This window comes from Mesorhizobium sp. M0244, from assembly GCF_040321795.1.
Classification (GTDB): Bacteria; Pseudomonadota; Alphaproteobacteria; order Rhizobiales; family Rhizobiaceae; genus Mesorhizobium.
This window is the reverse complement of record NZ_JAMYSE010000247.1, coordinates 1-528: the sequence shown is the minus strand read 5'-3', so window position 1 is coordinate 528 and position 528 is coordinate 1. Positions and strand designations below refer to the sequence as shown.

The following is a 528-nucleotide window of genomic DNA, read 5'->3' as shown; positions in this document are numbered from 1 at the left end:
ACGCGGCGCACGAGCTCGGAAGTTGAGATCCCGTAGCGATCGTGAAGCGTCGGCAGCGCGCCAGCGTCGAGGAACTCGTCGGGCAGGGCGATCTGGCGAAAGACTGGGGTCACTCTCTCGCGCATCAGCAGCGCGGCAACGCCTTCGCCAAGGCCACCAATGATGGTGTGGTTCTCCGCCGCCACCACCAGCCGTCCCGAACGGCGCGCGGCAGCGAGTATCGCCTCCGTATCCAGAGGTTTGATCGTCGGAACGTGCAGAACGGCGCAGCCGATCCTGTCGGCTTCAAGCGCCTTCGTGGCCTCCAGCGCGCGCATGGTCATCAGGCCGCTGGAAATGAACAATACGTCCGCGCCCTCGCGCAGCATTCGCGCCTTGCCGATTTCAAATGTATAGTCGTCTTCGTCGAGCACGACAGGAACCTTACCGCGCGAAAGCCGCATGTAGACCGGCCCGTTGTAGTCCGCGATCGCCTCCGTGGCCTGTTCGATGTCGAGCGCGTCGCAAGGGTCGATGATCGTCAGGTTC

1 protein-coding gene is annotated in these 528 nt (G+C 63.6%); it reads right to left on the bottom strand.

Annotated elements, in window-relative coordinates; translation table 11 throughout:
* A partial coding sequence (locus NKJ08_RS38895; protein ID WP_352786441.1) for a transketolase family protein occupies positions 1-528 on the bottom strand: 528 nt, incomplete at both ends.